The sequence below is a fragment of the Cupriavidus sp. SHE genome (genome assembly GCF_000812445.1).
Lineage (GTDB): Bacteria > Pseudomonadota > Gammaproteobacteria > Burkholderiales > Burkholderiaceae > Cupriavidus > Cupriavidus metallidurans.
On the sequence record NZ_JWMB01000037.1, the window covers coordinates 118,131 to 142,844 of the forward strand.

A 24,714-nucleotide genomic window follows, 5' to 3' on the forward strand; every position below is an offset into this window, starting at 1 on the left:
CGGATCTCAGGCTATGACCACGGCGGCGGCGCGCGGTTCACCGCCTGCCGCCGCGAACCTGTTACTGCTTGGTAAAGCGGATCACCGAGGCTTCGAAACCGGCCGATTGCAGGCGGTCACGTGCGCGGTTCATGTCGTCGATGCGGTTGAACGGTCCCAGTCGAACGCGATACATCTTCACGCCGTTGACATCGCGATCCGTCACCTTGGCCTCGAAACCCTGCATGGCCAGGTTGGCTTTCTGACGATCGGCGTCATCCTGCGACCGGAACGCCCCTACCTGCAGCAGGTATCCCACCTTGTTGGCATCGGCCTGGGCAATCTCCGCGATCGGGTCGGCCACCGGCTTCTCGGCCGGGCGCGCGGCTGGCTTCTCCGGGGTCTTGCCGGCAACGGTGGAACTGGCGGAGTTGGTGCCAGCATCGGCCGGACGGGTGGTCGCCACCGGGGCCTGCGGCGCGGGCTGGCCGGGCTGCGCCTGTTCGGGCTGGCCCACCGGCTTGGCCGGCGTCTTGCTCCAGAGCGGCCGGTTCGGGTCCGACGGCTCCTCGGGCTGCTGCGCCTGTTGCGTCGGGCTCGGCAAGGTGCTGACCACGTTGCCAGGCTCGCTGGGACGCGGGGCCGGGGCACTACTGCCGCCCTTCTGCTGGAACGGCGCAGGAGACTTGGTGATGTACAGCGCCACCACCACGGCAATGGCCAGGCCGACGATCAACCCGAGCACTAGGCCCAGGAACGTGCCGCCACGCTGCGTCTTGGTATGGCGGACGGTGCGCGGGGCGCGCTTGGCAATCTGTTGCATGAAGTCCTCTTCGGTGATGCCGGGGATTATAGAGCCAGACCCATGACGCACGGCTTCAGATTCGTCTCAAATTGTCGACTGCCGGCCGCCGATGCCATGGGCTGGCGGATGGTGCGTCAACCCACCACCCGTACCACGATCAGGCCGGAGCCGCTTCGCGGTCCATGCGCTGCGGTGCCGAAACACCGATCACCGCCAGGCCGTTCTTGAGCACCTGGCGCGTGGCAGCCAGCAGTGCCAGCCGCGCGCGCTTGACCGTCTCGTCGTCCACCAGGACGCGGTCGGCGTTGTAGAACGCGTGGAAATCGCCAGCCAGGTCGCGCAGGTAGAAGGCCACCGCGTGCGGGGCCAGTTCGCTGGAGGCAGCGGCCAGCATGTCGGGGAACTCGGCCAGACGGCGGCCCAGCGCGATCGCCTGCGGGCTCACGTCAGCAGCCGTCACGGCGGCCAGGTCCACGCTGGCCAGCTCGCCCAGCCGCGCTTCCCAGTCCGCGCCGCCCCATGCCTCGAAAATCGAGCAGATGCGGGCGTGCGCGTACTGGACGTAGTACACCGGGTTCTCGTCGTTCTGCTTCAGTGCCAGGTCCACATCGAACACGAACTCGGTGTCGGCCTTGCGCGACAGCAGGAAGAAGCGCACCGCGTCACGGCCGCGCGTGAAGTGCGCGGGCCAGTCGGCCACGCCTGCTTCCAGGCAACCGCGGATCGTCTCTTCGCCGCCGTTGCTCCATTCGATCAGGTCGCGCACGGTCACGTACGAACCAGCGCGCTTGGAGATCTTCACCTCCTCGCCGTTCTTCATGACGGTGACCATCTTGTGCAGCACGTAGTCGGGGTAGCCCTGCGGAATGCCGATGTCCAGGCCCTGCAGGCCGGCACGCACGCGGGCGATGGTGCCGTGGTGGTCGCTGCCCTGCACGTTGATGACCTTCGAGAAGCCGCGTTCCCACTTGGTGGTGTGGTACGCCACATCCGGCACGAAGTACGTGTACGTGCCGTCGCCCTTCTTCATGACGCGGTCCTTGTCGTCGCCGTCGTCGGTGGTGCGCAGCCACAGCGCGCCTTCGCTCTCGTAGGTCTTGCCCTTGGCGATCAGCGACTGCACGGCGGCTTCCACGCGGCCATCGCTGTACAGCGACGATTCCAGGTAGTACCGGTCGAACTTGACGCCAAACGCCTGGAGGTCGATGTCCTGCTCGTTGCGCAGGTAGGTCACCGCGAACTTGCGGATCGACTCCAGATCCTCGATGTTGCCCGAGGCCGTCACCGGCTCGCCGTCCGAGGCGGACACGGTCTTGCCGGCCAGGAAATCGGCTGCGATATCGGCGATGTAGTCACCGTTGTAGGCGGACTCGGGCCAGCCGACGTCACCTGGCTTCAGGCCGCGCGCGCGCGCCTGTACCGAGATGGCCAGCGTATGGATCTGCACGCCGGCGTCGTTGTAGTAGAACTCGCGATGGACCGACCAGCCCTGCCAGGCCAGCAGGTTCGCCAGCGCATCGCCCAGGGCGGCCTGGCGGCCGTGGCCCACGTGCAGCGGGCCGGTCGGGTTGGCGGAGACAAACTCCACCAGCACCTGGCCATGCTCGCCGACCGGACGCGCGCCGTAGCGGTCGCCATCGGCCAGCACGGCACGCAGGACTTCCGCGCGGGCCTCGGGGCTCAGGCGCAGGTTGATGAAGCCCGGGCCGGCGATCTCGAGCGCGGCCACGAGCGCGGTCGCGCGCGGATCGGCCTTGACCGCATCGACGACCTTCTGCGCCAGTTCACGCGGGTTGGTCTTGAGCGACTTGGCCACCTGCATGGCGATGTTGCAGGCCAGGTCGCCGTGGGCGGCCGCCTTGGGTCGCTCGAATGTCACCGCAGGCAGGTTGGCATCGGCGGGGGCGAGCGCACGCACGGCATCCGTGAACGCGGCGGCAAGTTGGGAGGTCTGAACAGGCAGCATGGATATCTGGGCCCTGAGGCTGGGGTGCTTCCGGCCATGCGTCGGCAAGTGAACGCCGCGCCGCGTGACCGGCAGTGGAAATCGGGAAACGCGGAATTTTATCAGGTGCTATGCTGACATCATGCGGATGGCCTGTACGCCCTGCGCCAGACACCGCCACTCGTGAAAGGAACCACTATGTTGATCACCTTCAAATCCCACGCGGCGCAAGACCTGATCATGATGAAGGATCTTGCCATTACGCTGCTTGGCATCATCGGCAAGCATCTGGGCGAGCGCGGGGTGATCAAGGCCGACGAAATGCCGGCGGCAATCCGAAAGCTCGAAGCCGCCGTCCAGGACGCCAAGAAAGTCCACCCGGCCGAAGCCACCGTTCACCCCGGCAAGGATGACGAGCGCGAAGAGGAACCGCTCCATCTGGGCCAGCGCGCCTATCCGTTCCTCGACATGCTGCGTGAGTCCGTCAAGGAAGGCGCGGATGTGATGTGGGGCGTCTGACCCACTGACGCCCCCTCGGGGCGCCACCATCGCTGGCGCCCTGCTCCACCTTCGTCCGGCGACACCGTGCCGCCGGTCTCCACACGCCATGCCACAGAAAGCCGTTTGAAAGGTTCTGCGACATCCGGTCGTCGCACACGAAAAAGCGCCCGGCTGCCACAGGGCGACCGGGCGACCCGGACCAGGGATTGGTCTCCGGGAAGGGGGGTTACTGCGGATAAGCGCACGACAGCGGCCGGCCGCGCGCCTTCCGGCTTTGTTTCCTTAGCAGCTGCTTCAACATGAAGCGAAGCGGTTCTGGCCAGGGTGAAGCAGGGGTTTCGGCTCGCATGCGAGCCGCCTGCGGAACGACGCCAGAATCTCTTTGAAACAGCTTCTTAGTCGTCGCTACGTCGGCCCCCGGCCAGCAGCAGGCCGACGAACGCGCCAACCAGCGCGGCAATCCCCACCGCCATCAGCGGGGATTCCACCACGCGCTGACGGCTGTGGTCGACGGCATCGTCAACATGCACACGCGCCCAGTCCACGCCGTCCCGGCCACGTTCGCGCAGCCGTTCGGCCAGCTCCTGCGCACGGTCACGCAGACGGCGCCCCGCCGCCAGGCTTTCCGCCGAACCCTCACGCGCCAGCACGTCGATCGTTTGCTGAAGCTGCCCGATCAGTGCCTTGACGTCCTCCGACACCGGGCCGGCGGCATCGCGTGCCGCGTCGCGGGTGTCGCGCGCGGCATGGCGGATCTGCCGGACCGCTGCGTCAGCGCTGTCGTGCAGGTGGTTGATTTCCTTGCGAACCTTGGGGTTTTGCGTGAGCATGGGATCTCCTGTTTCCGGACATGGGGCGACTTACCGTCGGCGCACCAGGCCCATTACAAACGTTACGATTGCCACCACCAGGAATATCAAGAACAGGATCTTGGCAATTTCTACCGCGCCGGCGGCAATGCCGCCGAATCCGAAGATCGCCGCGATCAGGGCAACAATAAAGAAGACGAGTGCGTAGTACAGCATGTCCAGCCTCCCTCGGATGATGGGCGAGCCGAAAGTGGCGCGTCCGGCTTGCACCACGGCGCGCAAGCTCATAGCCTCATCGTAGGGTTCGCTCGCCAGAGCAGGCACCGAATCCAGACCGATTCCCATGTCAGCCAAGTCCTACAGCGCACCGAGCGCCACACCGGGTGCGAGACCGGCCGGGCCACGGCTACGATTGACCCCGCCCCCTCAATGTGATGCGATGGTCGCCCATCGGGCCGCCGCGCACCTGGAAACGGTCTTCTAACCGGTAATTCTCAATGGCCAAGCATTCCCTACTCGTGCGAAACACACTGCTGCTGGTCAGCGGCATCATGCTGACGCTGGCCGTGCTGATCGCATCCGAAACCGGCAACCAGCGCCTGCGCGAGGGATACATCGAGGCAATCCGTTCGCAGCAGCTTCAGAACGACCTGGGCGACCTGATCGCCGAACTCGTCAATGCCGAGGGCGGCCAGCGCGGCTTCCTGCTGACCGGGAAGGACAGCTACCTCGACCCGTACTACAAGGCGCTGCCGCGCATCAACGAACTGATGTCGCGCATTCGCCAGCACTACGCGAACGATCCGGAAGGCCTGCGCCAATTCGGCGACGCGTCCCAATTCGTGACGCGCAAACTCAACGAGATGGCACTGACGCTGGTCTACGGCAAGCGCGACTTCGACGTGGCGCTCGACATGGTCCGCACCGACTTCGGCAAGCAGACCATGGAGAACGCCCGGCGCGGTCTCGAACATCTGCAGGTGCGCGAGTCAGGCACGGTCACGCACAATCTCGAAGCGGCCGAGCATGACCTGCAACTGTCGCGCTACGGCATTGGGCTGCTCACGGCAATCAACATCGTATTGATGGTGACGCTCGGCATGGGCCACGCGCGCCGCATGGCAATGGCCGATGCCACCCGGGCCGAACTGGAAGAGGAAAGCGCGCGGCTCGACCGCAAGGTGCGCGCCCGCACGCGCCAGCTGTCCGCCCTGGCCGCTCACCTGCAACGCGTGACCGAAGACGAGAAGACGCGCCTGGCGCGCGAGCTACACGACGAACTCGGCGCCATCCTCACCGCCATCAAGCTGGATCTGCACTGGGTGCGGATGCGCGTGCAAGACACGCATCCGGAGGCGCGCGACAAGCTGACGCGCGTGATGCAGCACGCGGACCAGGCCATTCAGATCAAGCGGCAACTGATCGAGGACCTGCGTCCGACCGTGCTGCTGAACCTGGGTCTGCGCGAAGCCATCGTGCAACTGGTGGAAGACGTCGGCACGCGCAACCAGTGGGATACCGCACTGGACCTGCCCGAGACGCTGCCAAGACTGAATGACCCTGCGGCGATCGCGCTGTACCGCATCGTGCAGGAATCGCTAACGAATGCCAGCAAGTACGCAGAGGCCAAGCAGGTGTCAGTGACCCTGGCGTGCACGACCGAACATCTGGTGCTGACCGTGCGCGACGACGGCCGTGGCTTGCCGCCCGATTTCGACGCTGGCAGCATTGCCGGCCATCACGGCCTGCTCGGCATGGAGCAGCGCGTACTGGCGCTGGGCGGCACGATGGAAGTGGATTCATCGCCGGGACACGGTGTGACGATCGGGATCGAGGTGCCGCTGACCGCGGCGGTGCTGGCGCAGGAAGAGCCGGCCGAGTGAGGGGAAGGCATGGAGGCGCCGATCCGGGGGCGCCGATCCAAGGGCCTCGGAACAGGTGACGCAGCAAGGGACGTCAACGTCAGGGCGTCGACATTGCGTAGTCCTCGATCACCCGGAACACCTGCTCCATTTCGAGTGACTTGTCGAAGAAATAGTCCGCGCCGGCTTCGGCGCACTGGCGCCGGTACATCGATACCTGCGCATGGTTCGTGTAGACGATGCGGATGCCCGGGAACCGCGCCTTCTGCATCTCGCGCAGCACATTGATGCCGTTGCCCTGACGCAGTTGCAGATCGACGATCGCCACGTGATAGGCCCCGGCTGCGGCCAGCCCCACCGCCTTGCTTTCCGTATCGGCCCAATCCACGGCTTCCACGAACGGGAACGCGGTCAGGTACTCCATCAACATGCTCCGAATCACGGCCGAGTCCTCGATCAGGAGGACGCGCAGTGGTCGGGGTATGGAGGCAGTGGGCTGCTCCGGCATGGTGCGATGATGGTTCCGAAAATTGAGCGATTTATGGAAGCCTGCTTGGAGGCGCTATCAAAATGAAGCGAAGCGGTTCTGGCCAGGCGGGGGGCCGCAGACAGTACAAGTAGTACGGCAAGGCCCCGCAACGACGCCAGAATCTTTTTGATAGCGCCTCTTACTCCACCAGGCCGTTCTTGATGGCGTAGTACGTCAGATCGGCATTGGTCTTCATCCCCATCTTCTCCAGGATGCGTGAACGATAGGTACTCACCGTCTTGACACTCAGGAACAGTTCGTCAGCGATGACCGAGACGGATTGCCCGCGTGACAGCTTGCAGAAGATCTGGAACTCGCGCTCGGAGAGCGTGCGGTGCACGGGCTGATCGGTGGGCTTGTCCAGTCCGCCGATCAGCAGGTCGGCCACGGTCGGACTCACGTAACGTCGTCCCTGGGCAACGGTGCGGATCGCCTTGACGAGGTCGTCCGGCGCCGACTCCTTGGTCAGGTAACCGGAGGCTCCCGCGCGTATCAGGTTGATGGCGTACTGGTCTTCCGGATAGGTCGACAGGATCAGCACCGGCAAGGCGGGCAGTCTCTGTCGGATCAGCTTCAGCACGTCGATGCCATTCCGATCCGGCATGGAAATGTCGAGCACGAGCACGTCGAACTCGCTGTCGCGCAACTGCGCCATCACTTCGTCGCCGCTGCCAGCTTCGCCCGTCACCTCGATGTCAGGCTCCTCGGCAATGAACTGGCGCAGACCTGCACGCACGATCTCGTGATCGTCGGCGATCAGGACGCGAATCATCTGTGTCTCCACGGTGAAGGATGGCCCGGCTTCGGGTGGACCGGGCCGGCTTTTTTGCATTGTAGTGCTGCCGCGCGGCCAAATATGTCAGTCTCAGGCTGACATGTCCGGAAGGATACCTGCCCCCACACGCGCTGTCGGAAATGCACAACGGGCGCACAAGGCGCCCGTTGCCGGTCTGTCGAAAGTGGGAGCTGGGGCGGTCTGGAGGGGCCCGCCCCGGCGCCTGACAGGATTACTGCATCTTCGTACCGGCCTGACCACCCGCGCTGGCACTGGATTCGCTGGTTTCGCCCTTCTTGGACTTGCCCTTGGCTTGCTTGCCCTGATGGCCCTTCGGCGCGTCCATCTGGGCACTGGTACCGCCGTCAGCCGAGGCCCCCGGCGTCACCGCACCACCGGAAGCGTTGACCGATGCGCCAGTGCCGGTTTGCAGCGACGGCGCGTTCACAGCGGCACCGACGCCGGCCTGTGTGCCGGCAGTTCCGGCGGTGGCTCCAGTGCCTTGCGCCATCGCAAGCGACGAGGCGGCGGCAATCGACAGGGCGGACAGGGAGATCAGCAGCTTGTTCATGGAAGACTCCTTTACTGGAATGCCCCGCAGCGAAACATTCGCCGCGGCATTCACGCGGTGTCACGTGAACTGAGGCTCAGTCTATGGACTCGCTCCACTCGCTTCTGTGAGGACTTGTAATGCCCTGTAAGCAGAGGTGAGGACATCGCCGCTACAGATCGGCACGATTCGACGCGATTCAACACAGCGCACCATACGACGGCATCGCGGGCCTGCCCCCAACCATCAACGGCTGCCGCCGAATATGAAAAAGCCGGGATGCCACGCGCGCGCGGCATCCCGGCTCTTGCACCTGGTTACAGCTTCTACAGGTTCGGCGCCAGTGCGCGCTCGAGCGTAAGGCGGTCCTCGCCGCGACGGGCCACCATATCGTCGAGCTGGTCCTGGCCGATCTTGCCGATGCTGAAGTAGGTCGAGTCCGGATGCGACAGGTAGAAGCCGCTCACCGATGCCGCCGGCGTCATGGCCAGCCCCTCGGTGATGCCCATGCCGATGTCGGCCGCATCGATGAACGCGAACATCGGCGCCTTGACCGTGTGCTCCGGGCACGCCGGATAGCCGGGTGCCGGACGAATGCCGCGATACGCCTCGGCGACGAGCTGATCATTGCTCAGCGACTCTGCGGCATCGTAGCCCCAGAGATCCTTGCGCACACGCTCGTGCAGGCATTCGGCGAACGCCTCGGCCAGACGATCGGCCAGCGCCTTGAGCATGATGGCGCTGTAGTCATCGTGGTCGGCCTCGAACTGCGCCTCCTTCTTGTCCACGCCGATCCCGGCCGTGACCGCGAACAGGCCAATGTAGTCGGCCACGCCGCTCGACTTCGGCGCGATGAAATCGGCCAGGCAGCGGTTCGGGCGACGCACGCCATCCACCACCGGGCGCTCGCTCTGCTGGCGCAGGTTGTTCCAGGTCAGCGCAACCTTGCTGCGCGACTCGTCGGTATAGATCTCGATGTCGTCGTCATTGACCGTGTTGGCCGGCAGCAGCGCCATCACGCCGTTGGCCGTCAGCCAGCGTCCCTGGATCAGGCGAGCCAGCATGCTCTTGCCATCCGAGAAGACGCGTCGCGCCGATTCGCCAACGATCTCGTCGTTGAGGATGTCCGGGAATTTTCCGGCCAGGTCCCAGGTCTGGAAGAACGGGCCCCAGTCGATGTAGTTGGCCAGTTCGGACAGATCGTAATTACGGAACACGCGGCGGCCGATGAACTTCGGCTTCGGCGGCACATAGGCGCTCCAGTCGATCGGCGTCTTGTTGGCGCGCGCCTGGGCCAGCGACACCATCGGCGTGGCCTTCTTGTTGGCGTGCTGCGTGCGAATGCGGTCGTAGTCGGACTTCAGCTCGTCCAGGTACTTCGCCGCGCCTTCGTCAGACAAGAGGTTCGACGCCACGCTGACCGAGCGCGAGGCATCGGGCACGTAGACCACCGGACCTTCATAGTTCGGCGCGATCTTGACCGCGGTATGCACGCGCGATGTGGTGGCGCCGCCAATCAGCAGCGGAATCTTCTTCACGCGGAAGTAGTCGTCGCGCTGCATCTCCGAGGCAACGTAGGCCATTTCCTCGAGCGACGGCGTGATCAGGCCGGACAGCCCGACGATGTCCGCGCCCTCGACCTTGGCGCGCGCCAGGATCTCGTTGCACGGCACCATCACGCCCATGTTGACCACTTCGAAGTTGTTGCACTGGAGCACCACCGACACGATGTTCTTGCCGATGTCGTGCACGTCGCCCTTCACGGTGGCGATCACGATCTTGCCGCGCGCGCGCACGTCGCCGCCGGCCTCGGCCACCAGGCGCTTTTCTTCCTCGATGAACGGCAGCAGATGCGCCACGGCCTGCTTCATCACACGAGCGCTCTTCACCACCTGCGGCAGGAACATCTTGCCCGCGCCAAACAGGTCGCCGACGATGTTCATGCCATCCATCAGCGGTCCCTCGATCACCTCGATGGGGCGGCCACCGCGCGCCGCGATCTGCTGGCGCACTTCCTCGGTGTCCTCGACGATGAACGTGGTGATACCGTGCACCAGCGCGTGCGCCAGGCGATCGCCCACCGGCACCGGTTGCTCGGGCGTGCCGCGCCAGGCCAGATTCTCTTCCCGCTTCGTGCCACCGCCCTTGAAGCGGTCGGCGATCTCCAGCAGGCGATCGGTGGCGTCGTCGCGACGGTTCAGCACCACGTCTTCCACGCGCTCGCGCAATTCCGGGTCGAGCTGGTCGTACACGCCAAGCTGGCCGGCGTTGACGATGCCCATGTCCATGCCCGCCGCGATCGCGTGGTACAGGAACACGGTGTGGATCGCCTCGCGCACCACGTCGTTGCCGCGGAACGAGAACGACACGTTCGACACCCCGCCGCTGACCTTGGCGTACGGCAGGTTCTGCTTGATCCAGCGCGTGGCTTCGATGAAGTCCACCGCGTAGTTGTTGTGCTCCTCGATACCGGTGGCCACCGCGAAGATGTTCGGATCGAAGATGATGTCCTCGGGCGGGAAGCCCACTTCGTTCACGAGGAAGTCGTAGCTGCGCTTGCAGATCTCGGTCTTGCGCTCGAACGTGTCCGCCTGGCCCTTCTCGTCGAATGCCATCACCACGCTGGCCGCGCCATAACGGCGGATCTGCGTGGCGTGGTGGCGAAACTGTTCCTCGCCTTCCTTGAGCGAGATCGAGTTCACCACGGCCTTGCCCTGCACGCAGCGCAGGCCCGCCTCGATCACGTCCCACTTCGACGAATCGATCATGATCGGCACGCGCGCGATGTCCGGCTCAGACGCGATCAGATTCAGGAAGCGCACCATCGCCGCCTTCGAATCGAGCATCGCTTCGTCCATGTTGATGTCGATGATCTGCGCGCCGTTCTCCACCTGCTGGCGGGCCACCGCCAGGGCTTCGTCGAACTGGCCGTTCAGGATCATGCGGGCGAATGCCTTCGAACCGGTGACGTTGGTACGCTCGCCAACGTTGACGAACAGCGTGTCGTCGTCGATCGTGAACGGTTCCAGACCGGACAGGCGCATCGGACGCGGGGGCAGGTTTTGCTGGCTCATGATTTCTGTTCTCTTGCGTGCGATGGCTTCAGGCGGCGGATTGTGCGGTGTCTTCGCGATACTGGCCGGGCCAGGTGCGTGGCGTCTTGTTGGCCACGCTCTTGGCGATGGCAGCGATGTGATCGGGCGTGGTGCCACAGCAGCCGCCCACCAGGTTCACCAGGCCGGATGCCGCGAACTCTTCCACCAGCGCGGAAGTGACCTCGGGCGTTTCATCAAAACCGGTATCGCTCATCGGATTGGGCAGGCCGGCGTTCGGGTAGCACGACACCGCGGCATCGCACACCTTGGCCAGTTCGGCGATGTACGGGCGCATCAGCGTGGCGCCAAGCGCGCAGTTCAGGCCGAACGTGACAGGCTTCGCGTGGCGCAGGCTGTTCCAGAACGCCTCCACGGTCTGACCGGAGAGAATGCGGCCCGAGGCATCGGTCACGGTGCCCGAGATCATCACCGGCACGCGCTCGCCGGTGTCCTCGAACAACTGGTCGATCGCGAACAGCGCGGCCTTGGCGTTGAGCGTGTCGAAAATTGTCTCGACCAGGAACACATCGGCCCCGCCTTCGAGCAGGGCCTTGCCCTGTTCGTAGTACGAATCGCGCAGTTCCTCGAAGGTGACATTGCGCGCGCCCGGGTCGTTGACGTCCGGGCTGATGCTGGCCGTCTTCGGCGTCGGGCCGAACGCGCCGGCCACGAAGCGCGGCTTGTCCGGCGTGCTGTACTTGTCGCACGCGGCGCGCGCCAGGCGGGCAGCCTCGACGTTCATCTCGTACGCGAGGTCGGCCATCTTGTAGTCTTCCTGCGCCACGCGCGTGGCGCCGAACGTGTTCGTCTCGATCAGGTCGGCGCCGGCGGCCAGGTACTGCTCATGAATCTCCGTGATGACCTGCGGACGGGTCAGGAGCAACAATTCGTTATTGCCCTTCACGTCGATCCGATGGTCAGCGAAGCGCGTGCCCCGATAGTCAGCTTCCGTGAGCTTGTAACGCTGGATCATCGTGCCCATCGCGCCGTCGAGAATCAGAATGCGGTCGCGCAGCAGCTTCGGCAGGCTGGCGGCCCGGGTGTAGGGGCGTGGTTGGGATTGGGCGGCGCTCATGGTGGGGCTCGATCTTCGATGCGACGGCGGAGCCGCGCAGTTTGTGACAATTCAGAACCGGCGATTTTATCAGGTAGATCAAGGCATTGCGGCGGTCAGGGACTTGCCATGCCACTTTGATGGCCGGGTGTCGGGCCGGGTGTCTGGCCAGTTGTCAGCAACCGGCCGCGCGCCTACACTGAGAGACGCATTCGTCACGCTTATCCGCACCATGCAAACCCTCAGCCCCAACGACGCCCGGACCTTGCTCGAAGGCGAGCCCGATGCACTGTTCATCGACTGCCGCAGCGAGATGGAATACCTGTTCGTCGGTCATCCCCGCGGGGCGCACAACGTTCCCTGGAACGACGGCCCCGACTGGGAAGTCAACCCGCACTTCGTGCAGGCGGTGAAAAAACTGGCCGGGCAAGCCTCGGCCCGCCCGGTCGTGCTGATCTGCCGCAGCGGCAACCGGTCGTCCGCAGCCGCTCGCGCGCTGGAAGGCGCCGGATTCGCCACTATCTACTGCGTACTGCATGGATTCGAAGGCGACCTCGACGCCCAGCGCCATCGCAACGCCGTCAACGGTTGGCGTCACGACGGACTGCCCTGGGAACAATATTGATCTGATTTCGCGACTTCTGAGAAGACAGCAACGCCCGCATAAGCGGGCGTTTGTTTTTGGAAGCGGACAAACGGTCTACCGCTGCCGCGCCTCCCGGTGTGATGCGACGCGCCAGTGGTCAGTGCATGACCAGCGGATTGTTCATCACCGTATCGAATTTGCCGAGAAACTCATCGACTTCTTCCACGGAGGGTTCGCTCTCGATCAAACGCGTCACATCGGCGCGGAAGGTCTCGGCCATCAGGCCACCGAGGAAAATTTCGCGTTTCAGATTCTTGTCGACGATCTCGTAACCGCCCGAGGCAAGGGTCGCATGCTCGACGTCTGCTCCAAACTCGACAATGCAGTAATTGTCGCTGTTGTAGATCATTTGCATCGCACTTTCCTCCTGGCATAGTTAGCGGCAACTCCGCGCATTGCTGCGCTCCCGGCACAAGGCCTATGGAATTGACGCGATTTCCTCTCCAAGCTGAGGGTAGTCGCCCGTAATTCAAGTTGTACGACCGGGCGGACCTTGTCGTGCCATTGCTGCCCTCTTACATTGGGCATCGGCGCAGCCTGCAAGTTTCTTGAGCGCCGTGCACTACTGTGTTGCGATATTTCCAATGGCGTTACGGAATATCACACTGGCCGCCACAAGCCGCGTGTCCCAGGAACGCGTCGAAGATTGCATGGAAGCGTTCCGGTTGTTCGATGAATGACAGGTGCGCCGCGTCCGGCAGCACTTCCAGCCTTGAACCGTGAATCTCACGGGCGATGGCTTCGGCGATCGACACCGGCGAGCCCTCGTCCTTGTCGCCGACCACCACCAGCGTCGGGCAGTGAATCCGGGAGATCGCGCGGGCCAGATCGAAGGCTTCGATGGCCTGCGCTACACCAACATAGCCGCGTACTGGTGTTTCCAGCAACATTTTCCTGATTCGCTCGACGATTTCTGGGTGCCGCTCGCGGAACGGTGCGGTCAGCCACCGATTCAGCGTCGACTCGACGGTCCCGCGCATGCCATGCGCTTCCACCTGTCCGATCCGGTCCGCCCACATCGCCCGGGCTTCCAGCGGCGTGTGGTGAATCGTGTCCACCAGCGTCAGCGACAACAGCCGCTCCGGATGGCGCACGCCCAACGTCTGCGCCACCATGCCGCCCACCGACACCCCACAGAAGTGGGCCTGCGCGATATCGAGTTCGTCCATCAGCGCCACCACGTCGTCGGCCAGCCGCGTCATCGTGTAGGCGCCCACCGGCGCATCGCTACCACCATGGCCCCGCATGTCGAAACGCAGCACGCGGTAGCGTGCGGCAAGGTGCCGCGCGGTGTCATCCCACAAAGTCAGATTCGCACCGAGCGCATGGGCCAGGATCACCCAAGGGCCTTCGGTACCATCGACGCGCACTTGCAAATGCACATCCCCGACCCGAAGCCGGTTCGTTTGCGACGCGGTCGATGCGGAAGTGTCAGACATGTGTCAGTCTCCGTACGGTCATGGCGCCACCCACCGGCTCCCAAGGCGCATTCGTCAATGTGTCTCACTACTACGATAGACGAGATCGATCTGAGTGCCATCAGGCTCCGTCTGACGCAGACGCGCCGGCATCCAGTTCAGGGACGGCGCCAGCCAGATTTCCACCTTGCGTTTGTCGTTCGGGTGGCGCGGCAGGCGCACGAAGTGCTTCGTGCGCACCCTGTCGATACCGATATCAATGTCCTGTTCGCCAACGTACTGCACCTGCATGACTTCCACTTCCCGCGTGTCGGACACGTTGAACGTCTCCGTCACGCCCGGGGTCGCGTAGCGCTGCGGATCGCCCCGCGCCCACCCAACCAGTTGCAGGAACACGCTGAAGCGGTCCTGGAATGCTGACGGCATTGGCACCTGTCCGCCACGCGTTTCAAACACCACTGTGCCTGCCGTGCGATCAAAGCGGGCGACTTCAACCTTGCTGCGCCGGGCTTCCTCGTAACGCGTGGGATTCAGCCCCCCGCCGTTCATGTCGCCCGAGCTCTGGAACGCGAAGCGGAACCAGAGCACGCGGGTTTCCACCGCCAGCCGGTAGTGCTGACCGTCCTGCTGCCACGTGATCCGGCCATCGGGGTTCTGCACGCCATTGACAAAACTGGCATAGCGCAGCACCACCGACGGCGGTGCGTCGTACTTGGGCGCGGGCGGGCTCGGTGGGGCGGCTGGGGCTGCCGGCGTCGCTGCGGGCGGCGCAGCCGCCGCCGATCCCTCTCCGCCTGATCCGGTGGTTGTCGTGGTCTGGCCGCTTTCCGCCGTGGCGACTGCCGGCGCGGATTCCGGCGGCGCAGGTTTTGGCGGTGGTGAAGGGGCTGGCGGCTGTGGCGCCGGTCGTGGCGCGGGCACGGGCGGAGGAGGCGCCGGCGGAGCCGGTGGCTTGGGCGGCGGCAGCAGGATGGCGTCGAGCGTTGGGGTCGGCTCGATATCGGGCAGGCTCGGCGCCGGCGCATGAACCAGACGCAGCAGCGCCAGCAAATGGGCGGCCACCACCAGCAGAATGACCACAACCCATCTGCGACGGCGCTGCCACCAGCTCAGCGTGCCGCCCCGCGACCGACTACGAGGTTTGACCGGTTTGTCCGGCCCGTTGGTTGCCATCTAGGTAACCGAGTTCCGAAGAGATTTGCCGGGCGATATCGCGCACGCGCCGATCCACCGTACCGCCCCATTCTGCATCGAATACGCTCTGCGCGCCGAGCACGATCAGCGCCATCGCCAGATGGCCATTCGCGTCGAACACGGGCGTGGAGATCGCATTGATGCCCGGCAACACCCCGCCGCGCGTGCGTGCCGCGCCGTGCTCTCGCACGTCCGCGCAGATCGCGTCATATTCGTCCAGCGATACGGGCACGTCAGGCAGTGGGACGGTGCCACGCGTGGCCAGTTCCCGCTCGATCAGCGGCAGCGTCTGGCGGCGCGACAGATAAGCCCCATAAAGGCGGCCCGTGGCCGAGTTAAGCATCGGCATGACGTCACCGAGCCGCAGGCTGGCGCTGACCGGATGGCTCGATTCCTCCCAGTGGACGATGGTCGGCCCGTGGTTGCCCCACACGGCGATACCGGCGGTCTGGTCGATCTCGTCACGCAGCTGCGACAGGATCGGGCGCGCCTTGCGCACCGGGTCGAGCCGGTTCAGCCCGGCCAGACCAAGCTGCAGCGCGAACGGGCCAAGGTCGTAGCGCTGGCTCACGGCGTCCTGCGTCACGGCGCCCAGCCGCTGGAAGCTAACCAGATAGCGATGCGCCTTGGCCGGACTCATGTCCGCCGCCGCGGCCAGGTCGCGCAGCATCATCGCGCGCGGCGATGCGGCCAGCGCCTGCAGCAACCGGAATCCCACCTCGATGGACTGGATGCCGGCACGCCTGGTGTCGTCGGCAATTTCGTCCCGGGTATCGTCGTCTTCGGCTGCGGTCATGCGTTCCTGGCAAGCGTATCGGTATTGCCGGCCATTCTATACGGTGCGCCCGCGCCGCTCCGGTAGACTGTGGCCCATCCGATTTGCCTATGTTCGACTCCGCATGAAACTCGCCACCCTGAAGGATGGTTCGCGCGACGGCCAGCTCGTCGTTGTCTCGCGCGACTTGAAAACCGCGCACTTCGCCACCGATATCGCAGGCAAGCTCCAGACCGTGCTCGACGACTGGGCCTTCTACGCGCCGCAGCTCCAGGACCTGTATGACGCGCTGAACGCCGGCCGGTCACGCCACCCGTTCCCGTTCCAGACCAAGGACTGCATGGCGCCGCTGCCGCGCGCGTACCAGTGGGCCGACGGCTCGGCCTACGTGAACCACGTGGAACTGGTGCGCAAGGCGCGCGGCGCGGAGATGCCGCCCGAGTTCTGGACCGACCCGCTGATGTACCAGGGCGGCTCCGACGACTTCATCGGCCCGCAGGACGACATCGTCTGCGCAAACGAGGCCTTCGGCATCGATTTCGAGGCCGAAGTGGCCGTGATCACCGGCGACGTGCGCATGGGCGCCACCCCCGACCAGGCCGGGGAGGCCATCCGGCTGGTGATGCTGGCCAACGATGTTTCGCTACGCAACCTGATCCCGGCCGAACTCGGCAAGGGCTTCGGCTTCTTCCAGAGCAAGCCGGCCACGGCGTTTTCGCCGGTGGCGGTCACGCCGGACGAGCTCGGCGACGCCTGGCGCGAGCGCCGTGTGCATCGCCCGATGGTGGTCCACTGGAACAGCAAGAAGGTGGGCTCGCCCGACTGCGGTACCGATATGGTGTTCGACTTCGGCCAGCTGATTGCCCACATCTGCAGGACGCGCAACGTGCGCGCGGGCAGCATCGTCGGCTCGGGCACGATTTCGAACGTCGATCGCAGCAAGGGGTACTGCTGTATCGCCGAAAAACGCATGATCGAGACGATCGACAGCGGCAAGCCCGAGACCGAGTTCATGAAGTACGGCGATGCCGTCCGTATCGAGATGTTCGACGCCGAACACAAGTCGATCTTCGGCGCGATCGACCAAGTGGTGGCCGCACCATAACGGGCACCGGCCCATAAGAGGCGCTATCAAAATGAAGCGAAGCGGTTCTGGCTACGGTGACGCAGGGGTTTCGGCTCGTATGCGAGCCGCCTGCGGAACGGCACGTGCCTGCGAGCACATGCGCGCCCTGCAAGGGCGCGGCCGCAGACAGTACAAGTGGACTGGCCAAGGCCGCGCAACAACGCCAGAATCTTTTTGATAGCGCCTCTAAGGCATGCAAGCCTTGCCGCGCCAGGCGTTCCTGGGCCTATAATTCCCCGACCAGCCGGTCGGGGAATTGCATTCGACGCGCCTTCCTTGCGTCCCTTCGCGCTCCTTCGCCTCTTTCGGACATCCAGTTCCCCTGCCCGGCGGCCCGAAACTTCTTCGATACCCGCCCAAATGACCACTTCCGACGCCAATACCCTGCCCCCGCGCCTTGCGCGCTATCGCGCCCTGACCCTGCGCCGCCACGGCCCCATCCTTGAGGTGATCATGGGCGCGGCCCAATCGGCCAACCAGAAACTGGCCACCGCCGACGCCTCCATGCACCGCGAACTGGCCGAGATCTGGCGTGATATTTCGGCGGAACCCGAAATCCGTGTGGCGCTGATCCGTGGCGAAGGCAAGGGCTTCTCGGCCGGCGGCGACCTCGGGCTGGTCGAGGAGATGGCTAACGATTTCGAGACGCGCACCCGCGTCTGGCATGAGGCACGCGACCTGGTCTACAACGTCATCAACTGCGACAAGCCGATCGTCTCCGCGATGCATGGCCCGGCCGTTGGCGCGGGGCTGGTAGCCGGGCTGCTGGCCGACATCTCGATCGCGGCAAAGACCGCGCGCATCGTGGATGGCCATACCCGGCTGGGTGTGGCCGCTGGCGATCATGCCGCCATCGTCTGGCCGTTGCTGTGCGGAATGGCCAAGGCCAAGTACTATCTGATGCTGTGCGAGTCGGTCAGCGGTGAGGAAGCTGAGCGGATCGGCCTGGTATCGCTGGCGGTGGAGGAAGACGAACTGGTCGCGAAGGCGTTCGAGGTGGCCAACCGGCTTGCGGCCGGATCGCAGACCGCCATCCGCTGGACCAAGTACGCGCTCAACAACTGGCTGCGCATGGCCGGACCCGCGTTCGATACCTCGCTGGCGCTCGAATTCATGGGCTTTGCCGGCCCCGACGTGCACGAAGGCATGGCGAGCCTGCGTCAGAAGCGGCCGCCCGAATTCAAGTAACCGGTCGTCCTGCTCACGTTTCGGGACGACCATGTCAGACGGAGTTGCGCGACCATGTTCGGACAGTTACCCGATTTCACCAACAGCTACGAGTTCCTTCGCAAGCTCTGGGCTTCCGGCAGCGGGATGCCCAGCGGGCTGATGCCCGGCCTGAGCGCGATGACACCCCCGATGGATCTCGAGGGCATCGACAAGCGGATTCACGACCTCAAGGCAGTGGAAAGCTGGCTGCAGCTCAACTCGAGCCTGCTGCGCACGACCATCCAGGGCCTTGAAGTGCAACGGGCCACGCTGGTAGCGCTGCAGACGTTTGGCAGCGCGCTCTCCCCCGATGCCATGCAGAGCGCGATGGAAAACGTGGCGCGGGCCGCCAGCGCCCCGAGCGCCGCGCCGCATCACCAGTACGGCGCTGCCGAGACGGTCTCGGAAGCACAAGCCGATGCGGAAAATGACGAGCCCGCCGATGACGACATCGACGCGCCGCCCGAATCCGGCGCCGAAGCCTCGGCCACTTCCACCGGACCCGCCCCGGTGCCGCCCAATGCATCGCTGTGGTGGGACCTGATGCAGCAACAGTTCAACCAGATCGCCAGCAGCGCGGCGGCGGCGGCCAATGTCACGCCGTTCAGCAACCTTGGAGGCTTCGGCGCCAGCCCGGCAGGCAGCGAGTCTGCTACGAGCGCCACGAGCACCAAGAGCGCCGGCGATAACAAGTCCGGCCCTGCGCCCAAGGGGGCGAAGACGTCCGGGACGAAGAAGGCGGGAGCAAAGACCGTAGCCAAGAAATCCGCAAAATCGGCGACAAAGCCGGCGGCGAAGACATCGGGCAAGTCGGCTGCAAAGAAACCCGCAGCCCGAAAGGCATCGGCCGGGAAATCGACGGCCAAGCCTGAGACCCCGCCCGCGCCCGGCACGCCGGAGGACACGTTCGAGTGAGCGCGCTCTCCGCACATTCGGCGGAGGCCTCGGCCCGCGCCCGCCAGCGCCAGAGCACCGCTCTGGTGATGATGGGCGGTGGCGCGCGGGCCGCGTACCAGGCCGGTGTGCTGTCCGGCATCGCGAAGATCGCCGCGCGTCTTGGGCTGGCGCATTGCCCGCTGCCGTTCGGCATCATCGCCGGGACATCCGCGGGTGCGATCAATGGCGCGGGCCTGGCGGTCGGCGCCGCCGACTTCCGCGCGGCCACGGACAAGCTGTCAGCGCTCTGGCACAGCTTGCACGCCGACGACGTCTACCGGACCGACGTGCTGCGAGTGGGCGTTTCCGGCGCGCGATGGCTGTCCTCGCTGGCCTTCGGCTGGGTCACGCGGCGATCATCGCCACGCGCGCTGTTCGACAATGCACCGCTCGGCAGCTTCCTGACCGAGCTGTTCGAGCCGGAGCGCGTCCAGGCCAGTCTGGACGCCGGCGTGCTGCAAGCCTTCGCGGTCACGGCGCTGTCGTACAGCACCGGCCGCCATGTCACGTTCTATCAGTCTCACCGCCGTATCCACGGATGGCAACGCAGCCAGCGCATGGCCGTGGAGTCCGCGATTGGCGTCGATCACCTGCTGGCATCGGCCTCGATTCCGTTCCTGTTCCCGGCCATACCGCTCGAACTCGAAGGCCATCACGAATGGTTCGGCGACGGCACGATGCGGCAGATGTCGCCGCTGTCGCCCGCGATTCACCTTGGCGCGTCGCGCATCCTGGCCATCGGCGCCGCGTCGCGCCAGCGGGCCGGCTGGTTCGACACCGTGCCATCGGGCGGCTATCCGTCGCTGGCGCAGGTCGGCGGCCAAGCCCTGGCCAGCATCTTCCTGGATGGCCTGCAGGCCGACATCGAGCGACTCATGCACATCAACCGGCTGCTGTCGCGGATGCCCGAGATGGCCAACGACACCGAAGGCTGGCGCCCGGTGCAGGTCATGACGATTTCACCCAGCGAGCCGATCGAGGCCATCGCGGCCGAGCACCTGAATCGCCTGCCACGCACCGTGCGCGCGTTCCTGTCGCCACTGGGCGGCACCGAGGCGCGCGGCGCCGCGTTCGCAAGCTATCTGTTGTTCGAACCCGAGTTCACCCAGGCCTTGCTGGCGCTGGGCGAACGTGACGCGGCCGCCCAGGGCGACCAGATCGCCGCTTTCCTCTATGGAGTGGTGCCGGAAACCACGCCGACCAAAAAAGAAGTGACAGAAGTGTCGCAATAGCGCCACTTTTTGCGACAACAACCGGCAATCTGATTGAAATCGCTACGATCCGGGCTACAACGGAGTAGAGAAATCATTCGAGAATAATTCTTGTCTGGTAGAATCCGCCCGTAATTTCAAAGGCTTAGCATGCTCTACCCCGAACTGTTCAAATCGTTGGAGGCGGTCCGCTGGCATATGGACAAGGACATCCCCTGGGATACCTTCGACGCCAGCCTGCTCACTGATGACCAGGCGAAAACCATCCGCATGAATGCGATCACCGAATGGTCGGCCCTGCCCGCCACGGAGATGTTCCTGCGCGACAACCGCCACGACTCCGACTTTTCGGCGTTCATGAGCATCTGGTTCTTCGAGGAACAGAAGCACTCGCTGGTGCTGATGGAGTACCTGCGCCGTTTCCGTCCGGACCTGGTGCCGACCGAGGAAGAGCTGCACGCCGTGCGCTTCGAGTTCGATCCGGCCCCGCCGCTGGAAACGCTGATGCTGCATTTCTGCGGCGAGATCCGCCTGAACCACTGGTACCGCCGTGCCGCCGAATGGCACTCGGAACCGGTGATCAAGCATATCTACCGCACGCTGTCGCAGGACGAGGCACGCCATGGCGGCGCCTACCTGCGCTACATGAAGAAGTACCTGAACCAGTTTGGCGACAACGCGCGTGCCGCGTTCGCCAAGATCGGCGTGCTGATGGCGTCGGCCCGTCGCACGGAAAAGCCGCTGCACCCGACCAACCTGCACGTGAACAAGGCGCTGTTCCCGAACGACACGGTGCAGTCCCGCCTGCCCGATCCGGACTGGCTCGAGCACTGGCTCGACGAACAGATCCGCTTCGACGAGATCTGGGAAAAGAAGGTCATCGAGCGGATTCTGCACAACATGTCGCTGCTGTTCGAGCGCACGTTCGACACGGTGCAGGACCTGAACCGCTACCGCAAGGAACTGAACATCAGCCTGCAGAGCGGCGGTGCCCAACCTGCCCAGGCCTGAGCGTTCCGGCCCCGCTTGAGCACCTGAGCATGCCAAACCCCATCGGATACGATGGGGTTTTTCTTTCTCCACGACCCATGAACGCACCCGCCTTCGAATCCAAGCTGGTCCCCGCCGACGATGTCGCGGCCCTGCACGCCGCAGTGGCAAAGCTGCCGCGCCCGCTGGTCTTCACCAACGGCGTGTTCGACATCCTCCATCGCGGCCACGCCACGTATCTGGCGCAGGCGCGCGCAATGGGCGCCAGCCTGGTGGTCGGGGTGAACAGCGACGCTTCGGTGAAGATGCTCGGCAAGGGCGACGATCGCCCGCTCAATCACGATGCCGATCGCATGGCGCTGCTGGCCGCGCTCGCGTCCGTGGATCTGGTGGCGATGTTCCGCGAGAAGACGCCGGTGGAACTGATCCGGCTGGTGCGGCCGGACGTTTATGTGAAGGGCGGCGACTACGACATCGACACGCTGGAGGAAACGCGGCTGGTGCGTAGCTGGGGCGGACAGGCGTACGCGATCCAGTTCCTGCACGACCGCTCGACCACCAAGCTGCTGACGAAGGTACGCGGCGGCTGAGCCGGGTTTTAGAAACCGTTTCAAAAAGATTCTGGCGTCGTTGCGTGGCCTTGCCGTACTACTGGTACTGTCTGCGGCCCCTCGCCTAGCCAGAACCGCTTCGCGTCATTTTGAGACCGCCTCTTAACCCTCGGCACGCGTCGCGACTGGCTCGCCGCGCGCCTGGGTCACCGGGCGGCAGTCCTGCAGCACATCGCCGCCATAGCGCAGCCTCACTTCGTCCATCCGCGCGCGCACGGCATCGTCGGCGTGCGCCACGCGCAGCCACTGCCGCGCGATCGCCCTCGGCGCATCGCTGATCTGCGCGGTGCGCACCCCCTGCCCGCGCAATACTTCCAGGAATTTGTCGGCACGCTCGCGGTCACGGAACAGTCCGAGCGAAACCGTGTACGACTCGGGATTCTCGCCCGCCACCACCGATACGTCGGTGACCTTGCGGCGACGCAGCTCCGCCAGCTTTCGATCGGCGTTCTCGCGCGTCGGCTGGGCCGGCAGATGAACCCACCAACGCACCTGCTCCGATCGTTCGAACTGCTCCATGGGCAGGGGTGCGGTCACGGCAATCGCCTTCAGGTCCTCGATCGCGCGCTGCACGTTCTGCGCCGTGAAGCCGCCCACCTCCATGCAACTATCGGCGGATGCGCGCGCGGTGCTGGAGATGGCCGCCGGCTGGGTCGCGCGTGGCACGGCCGGGGACGGGGACGATGCCGGCGCCACTGCCTCCTCTGCGGCCTCCGCCGCCCTCGGCGGCTGGATCTGCATCCGCTCCACCCGCGCCTGTTGCCCCAGGCGTTGCGGCTCGCGCGGGCTTTCTGCCCAGCCGGCCAGTGGTTCCGGACCGAACTTGCCGGCCACGGCCGCCGCAAGCCAAAGGTTGACGAGCAGCAGGATCAGCAGCAGGGCGTTGAAACCTTTGCGGAGCATGGTGACGAATGACAGGCGACGGATAGGGGTTGCGCAGGTATGTCAGGCAGGCAGCGCCATGGCGTGCAACCCGAGCAGCACGAGATTATCGTGCATCTCGAACGGCATCGCGAGCGCGCCAGCCACCGCGTGCCGCGCGCCGCCCGAGAGCAGGCAGCGGACCGGGCCGCGGCCCGCGAGCGCACGCCAGGAACGCTCAATGGCACCGGCCTGCGCGGCCAGACAGCCCGCCGCGATCGCATCGTGAGTGTTGTCCGCGCCCAACGCCCGAACGGCTCGTTCGGCGCCCGCGCCGGTGTCGAGCACATCGAGTTCTGGCAATTGCGCAGTATTGCGGGCCAGCGTGCCAAGCATCAGTTCGAGGCCGGGCAGGATCAGTCCGCCCTCGAAGCGGGCGCCATCCGCCGTGGCCGTGACGATATCGAGTGTGGTGGCCGTGCCCGCCGTCACGATCAGCAGGGTCTCGCCGGGCAACCACCGGTGCGCCCCGATACTGCCGACCCAGCGGTCCACGCCAAGCTGCGTGGGCTCACGATAGCCGTTGACGAGGTCGCCGTGCGCGGCCGTGGTGCGCACCCAATGTGGCGACACCGCGCCAAATGCATCCTCCATCACGGCCTCCATGGCCGCCGCGATGGTCGGGCCGGCCACGTTGGCGATCCAGATCTCGGGCGTGGTCCCGGCGGCGAGTTGCCGCCATGTGCCGACCAGCGCCGAGCGCTCGGCCGGCACGGCGTGCGCCGCCGCGCCGCCGTGTCGCCAAGGCGAGGGCAGAACCGCTCCACCCTCGACGACATGCTCCGCAGCCACGGGCGCGTCATCGCACCACGCCCATTTGAGGCGTGTGTTGCCGATGTCGATCAGGAGCCGACTCATGCACCGGCTCCGCGCAGCGAGACTTCGCCACTGGCGATGCGCTGCAGCCCCTCGGGCGTGTGCAGCAGCAGGTAGCCTTCGCCATCCACACCGCGCGCCAGCCCTTCGGCCTGCACCACGCCATCGTGCAGCAGGCGTACCGGCTCATCGCGGAATGCATCCCGCGCAGACCAGCGCGACGCCATCGGCGCGAAGCCATCCACCAGAAATGCCTCGCGCATCCGCGCCAGCCGGTTCGCGATCGCAGCCAGGATGCGCGTCGGGTCCCGCTGCGGATCGAACGTCGTCATGGCCTCGGCCACGCCGGCCAGATCGCGGCCCAGGGCGGCTTCCATCGCCGGGTCACGCACCAGATTCAGGCCAATGCCGATCACCGCCCAGACCCGCTCCGGCCCGGCAGGCACCGATTCGATCAGGATGCCCGACAGCTTGCGGCCGTCGATCTGGAGATCGTTCGGCCATTTCAGGCCAACGCGCGCGCCAAGCGCCGCGTCCACGTCCTCCAGCGCCTCGGCCAGCGCCAGTCCCACGGCAAGACTCAGTCCGCTCAGGCGCGCCGGCGACAGCGCCAGCGGCATCGCCACCGAGAAAGTCAGGCCGGCTTGCCCCCGCCACGGGCGGCCATGCCGACCACGGCCTGCTGTCTGGCGATAGGCCACCCGCACGCTGCACGCATCGTCCGACCAAGGCGCGGCACGGCAGGCCAGGGTCAGGTCGGCATTGGTCGAGCCGGTTTCCTCGACCACCTCGACGGCCCAGGCGTGCGCGGCACCCGCTCCAAGCTCGCGATGCAGGAAATCGGCATCGATGCGCCAGTCGGGGGCGGATGGGGAACGGTCGGGGGCTTCTGACATGTCGAAAGCAAAGAACTCGGAATTCGGGGAGTTTCAGGGAATCAAACCCGCGCGGCGCGGT

The 24,714-nt window shown here is 65.4% G+C and carries 25 protein-coding genes; 9 read left to right on the plus strand and 16 right to left on the minus strand.

Annotation, left to right across the window (positions count from 1 at the left end; genetic code table 11):
- Positions 1 to 61: 61 nt before the first annotated feature.
- On the minus strand, positions 62 to 802 hold the full coding sequence (locus tag RN01_RS18745) for an SPOR domain-containing protein (protein ID WP_011515018.1): 741 nt from the start codon (positions 800 to 802) through the stop codon (positions 62 to 64).
- Between the two features lie 139 nt (positions 803 to 941).
- Positions 942 to 2,750 (minus strand): arginine--tRNA ligase, encoded by a 1,809-nt coding sequence (argS, locus tag RN01_RS18750; protein ID WP_024569266.1) that lies wholly within the window; start codon positions 2,748 to 2,750, stop codon positions 942 to 944.
- 177 nt (positions 2,751 to 2,927) lie between these two features.
- Between argS and RN01_RS18755 the strand changes: the two genes are divergently transcribed.
- Entirely contained in the window at positions 2,928 to 3,248 is a 321-nt protein-coding gene (locus RN01_RS18755; RefSeq protein WP_008644542.1) for a DUF1840 domain-containing protein, read from the plus strand.
- A 377-nt stretch (positions 3,249 to 3,625) separates the two neighbouring features.
- Here RN01_RS18755 and RN01_RS18760 read toward each other — a convergent pair whose 3' ends face one another.
- The gene (locus RN01_RS18760) at positions 3,626 to 4,060 is read right to left on the minus strand and encodes a YqjD family protein (protein ID WP_017513416.1); all 435 of its coding nucleotides are present in this window, start codon (positions 4,058 to 4,060) and stop codon (positions 3,626 to 3,628) included.
- 30 nt (positions 4,061 to 4,090) lie between these two features.
- Entirely contained in the window at positions 4,091 to 4,255 is a 165-nt protein-coding gene (locus tag RN01_RS33160; protein WP_008644540.1) for a DUF1328 domain-containing protein, read from the minus strand.
- Positions 4,256 to 4,536: 281 nt separating this feature from the next.
- Between RN01_RS33160 and RN01_RS18770 the strand changes: the two genes are divergently transcribed.
- Positions 4,537 to 5,922: a CHASE3 domain-containing protein gene (locus tag RN01_RS18770; protein ID WP_017513417.1), complete on the plus strand. Its 1,386-nt coding sequence runs from the start codon at positions 4,537 to 4,539 to the stop codon at positions 5,920 to 5,922.
- Positions 5,923 to 6,001: 79 nt separating this feature from the next.
- Here the strand turns inward: RN01_RS18770 and RN01_RS18775 are convergent, their stop codons facing one another.
- From RN01_RS18775 to RN01_RS18795, 5 genes are all read right to left on the minus strand, one after another.
- Complete coding sequence (locus RN01_RS18775) at positions 6,002 to 6,409, minus strand: response regulator (protein ID WP_011515012.1); 408 nt, start codon at positions 6,407 to 6,409, stop codon at positions 6,002 to 6,004.
- Between the two features lie 160 nt (positions 6,410 to 6,569).
- Positions 6,570 to 7,202 carry a response regulator transcription factor gene (locus RN01_RS18780; protein WP_011515011.1) on the minus strand — a complete coding sequence of 211 codons (633 nt, stop codon included), beginning with the start codon at positions 7,200 to 7,202 and terminating at the stop codon, positions 6,570 to 6,572.
- Positions 7,203 to 7,437: 235 nt separating this feature from the next.
- A complete protein-coding gene (locus RN01_RS18785; protein WP_017513418.1) occupies positions 7,438 to 7,776 on the minus strand; it encodes a hypothetical protein in 339 nt (112 codons plus the stop codon).
- 305 nt (positions 7,777 to 8,081) lie between these two features.
- On the minus strand, positions 8,082 to 10,829 hold the full coding sequence (gene metH / locus RN01_RS18790) for a methionine synthase (protein WP_024569265.1): 2,748 nt from the start codon (positions 10,827 to 10,829) through the stop codon (positions 8,082 to 8,084).
- Positions 10,830 to 10,857: 28 nt separating this feature from the next.
- Positions 10,858 to 11,925, minus strand: a complete 1,068-nt coding sequence (locus RN01_RS18795; protein ID WP_011515008.1) for a homocysteine S-methyltransferase family protein — start codon at positions 11,923 to 11,925, stop codon at positions 10,858 to 10,860.
- A 211-nt stretch (positions 11,926 to 12,136) separates the two neighbouring features.
- Between RN01_RS18795 and RN01_RS18800 the strand changes: the two genes are divergently transcribed.
- Entirely contained in the window at positions 12,137 to 12,529 is a 393-nt protein-coding gene (locus tag RN01_RS18800; protein ID WP_017512116.1) for a rhodanese-like domain-containing protein, read from the plus strand.
- Between the two features lie 118 nt (positions 12,530 to 12,647).
- Here the strand turns inward: RN01_RS18800 and RN01_RS18805 are convergent, their stop codons facing one another.
- The 4 genes from RN01_RS18805 to RN01_RS18820 all read right to left on the minus strand — a co-directional run bounded on the left by RN01_RS18805 (position 12,648) and on the right by RN01_RS18820 (position 15,958).
- Positions 12,648 to 12,905, minus strand: a complete 258-nt coding sequence (locus tag RN01_RS18805; RefSeq protein WP_008644526.1) for a DUF3567 domain-containing protein — start codon at positions 12,903 to 12,905, stop codon at positions 12,648 to 12,650.
- A 235-nt stretch (positions 12,906 to 13,140) separates the two neighbouring features.
- Complete coding sequence (pcaD, locus tag RN01_RS18810; protein WP_017512115.1) at positions 13,141 to 13,989, minus strand: 3-oxoadipate enol-lactonase; 849 nt, start codon at positions 13,987 to 13,989, stop codon at positions 13,141 to 13,143.
- 54 nt (positions 13,990 to 14,043) lie between these two features.
- On the minus strand, positions 14,044 to 15,048 hold the full coding sequence (locus RN01_RS18815; RefSeq protein ID WP_017512114.1) for a DUF3108 domain-containing protein: 1,005 nt from the start codon (positions 15,046 to 15,048) through the stop codon (positions 14,044 to 14,046).
- Between the two features lie 52 nt (positions 15,049 to 15,100).
- Positions 15,101 to 15,958 carry an IclR family transcriptional regulator gene (locus RN01_RS18820; RefSeq protein WP_017512113.1) on the minus strand — a complete coding sequence of 286 codons (858 nt, stop codon included), beginning with the start codon at positions 15,956 to 15,958 and terminating at the stop codon, positions 15,101 to 15,103.
- Positions 15,959 to 16,061: 103 nt separating this feature from the next.
- On the opposite strand from RN01_RS18820, the gene RN01_RS18825 reads away from it, so the two are divergent.
- The 6 genes from RN01_RS18825 to rfaE2 all read left to right on the plus strand — a co-directional run bounded on the left by RN01_RS18825 (position 16,062) and on the right by rfaE2 (position 21,999).
- Positions 16,062 to 17,042 (plus strand): fumarylacetoacetate hydrolase family protein, encoded by a 981-nt coding sequence (locus RN01_RS18825; protein ID WP_017512112.1) that lies wholly within the window; start codon positions 16,062 to 16,064, stop codon positions 17,040 to 17,042.
- A 381-nt stretch (positions 17,043 to 17,423) separates the two neighbouring features.
- Positions 17,424 to 18,251 carry an enoyl-CoA hydratase/isomerase family protein gene (locus RN01_RS18830; RefSeq protein WP_008648241.1) on the plus strand — a complete coding sequence of 276 codons (828 nt, stop codon included), beginning with the start codon at positions 17,424 to 17,426 and terminating at the stop codon, positions 18,249 to 18,251.
- Positions 18,252 to 18,305: 54 nt separating this feature from the next.
- Positions 18,306 to 19,187: a PhaM family polyhydroxyalkanoate granule multifunctional regulatory protein gene (locus RN01_RS18835; protein ID WP_017512111.1), complete on the plus strand. Its 882-nt coding sequence runs from the start codon at positions 18,306 to 18,308 to the stop codon at positions 19,185 to 19,187.
- 68 nt (positions 19,188 to 19,255) lie between these two features.
- Positions 19,256 to 20,440 carry a patatin-like phospholipase family protein gene (locus tag RN01_RS18840; protein ID WP_223277363.1) on the plus strand — a complete coding sequence of 395 codons (1,185 nt, stop codon included), beginning with the start codon at positions 19,256 to 19,258 and terminating at the stop codon, positions 20,438 to 20,440.
- Between the two features lie 129 nt (positions 20,441 to 20,569).
- Complete coding sequence (locus RN01_RS18845; protein WP_011515001.1) at positions 20,570 to 21,430, plus strand: ferritin; 861 nt, start codon at positions 20,570 to 20,572, stop codon at positions 21,428 to 21,430.
- 77 nt (positions 21,431 to 21,507) lie between these two features.
- Complete coding sequence (gene rfaE2, locus RN01_RS18850) at positions 21,508 to 21,999, plus strand: D-glycero-beta-D-manno-heptose 1-phosphate adenylyltransferase (protein WP_008648234.1); 492 nt, start codon at positions 21,508 to 21,510, stop codon at positions 21,997 to 21,999.
- 123 nt (positions 22,000 to 22,122) lie between these two features.
- Here the strand turns inward: rfaE2 and RN01_RS18855 are convergent, their stop codons facing one another.
- Genes RN01_RS18855 through RN01_RS18865 form a run of 3 tightly spaced genes read right to left on the minus strand, consistent with a single transcriptional unit; the run spans position 22,123 to position 24,653 of the window.
- The gene (locus tag RN01_RS18855) at positions 22,123 to 22,923 is read right to left on the minus strand and encodes an SPOR domain-containing protein (protein WP_017512109.1); all 801 of its coding nucleotides are present in this window, start codon (positions 22,921 to 22,923) and stop codon (positions 22,123 to 22,125) included.
- Positions 22,924 to 22,965: 42 nt separating this feature from the next.
- Positions 22,966 to 23,799 (minus strand): type III pantothenate kinase, encoded by an 834-nt coding sequence (locus tag RN01_RS18860; protein ID WP_011514998.1) that lies wholly within the window; start codon positions 23,797 to 23,799, stop codon positions 22,966 to 22,968.
- Positions 23,796 to 24,653 carry a biotin--[acetyl-CoA-carboxylase] ligase gene (locus tag RN01_RS18865; RefSeq protein ID WP_017511243.1) on the minus strand — a complete coding sequence of 286 codons (858 nt, stop codon included), beginning with the start codon at positions 24,651 to 24,653 and terminating at the stop codon, positions 23,796 to 23,798. Before RN01_RS18865 ends, RN01_RS18860 begins: the two co-directional genes overlap by 4 nt.
- Positions 24,654 to 24,714 lie beyond the last annotated feature (61 nt).